At 36.8% G+C, this 936-nt stretch carries 1 protein-coding gene; it reads right to left on the bottom strand.

The annotated features are described in order from the left end of the window. On the bottom strand, nucleotides 1-936 hold a 936-nt coding region (locus ACCC84_RS23465; RefSeq protein WP_371902417.1), incomplete at both ends, for a hypothetical protein.

The raw sequence follows: 936 nt of genomic DNA, 5'->3' as shown, positions 1-936 counted from the left end.
GTGCAAAGCTTCTAATACTTGTTCGAGCATCCAAAACGTATATGCTCGATGATTTACAGTTCCGGAATCTTTATCAATTACAACCTTAGACCAATTTGCATTCAAACCGGCAAGAGGAGCATTTTTCCATCTTTTCTTATTGGATTTCCCATGCTCTTTTACAAAATTCCATGCTTGCAAGATGGGTAATCCAGCAGGCGTTGCTTGTAATTCAATTTCTTCCATGAGTAAAGGAAGAAATTTTCGGATTATGCCATAATGTTGTAACAATCCTGAATAGGCTAGTGTTTGATTTGGTGAATAGGTGAGTGAATCAACAATTTGGACAGCTTGTATTAAATCCTTTTCTGAAATTTTTTCAAACACTGCCGTTTTTGGATGGACAGAAGGATCCGTATGTTCTAATAATATTACACAAGCTTCCCGTAATTGGCGCGCTGCCTTATCTAAATCCTTAATTGTACGAAGACGTTCTTTTTGTTCCTTTCGATATGTCTTAGCAAATAAATCTGTTAAATATCTATCAAAAATATCAATGACATCATCCTGAGCACTTTGTGTATACATTTTAGCAAATGCAACTAACATAGCCATACGTCGTTGATCGGGCATTCTAGCAATTGCTTGTGATCTAACAGCGACTGTGTGACGCGCGAATTGTTGTAATCTTTTCGAAGGAATTCTAGACATATCCCAATTTTCAGTGTTCAATTGACGAAGCTCTTGTAAACGAATCAGCGTATTCTTAATGCCCGTAACACTAATCGGAACAGGGGGATTACTTAGACGCTCTAAATACGTTTTCTTTGTTTTTTGATCTATCTGAAGAAGGTTTTCTAATTGTTTTTTCTGAACATTATCCGGAAGACTAGAGAGCTTTTTCCATATATTTTCTGCTGAACGATCACGAACCGTTGATACTAGCCTTGTTAATAC

Source organism: Serratia odorifera (assembly GCF_041448735.1).
GTDB classification, from domain to species: Bacteria; Pseudomonadota; Gammaproteobacteria; order Enterobacterales; family Enterobacteriaceae; genus Serratia_F; species Serratia_F odorifera.
This window is presented reverse-complemented; position numbering and strand designations above follow the sequence as displayed.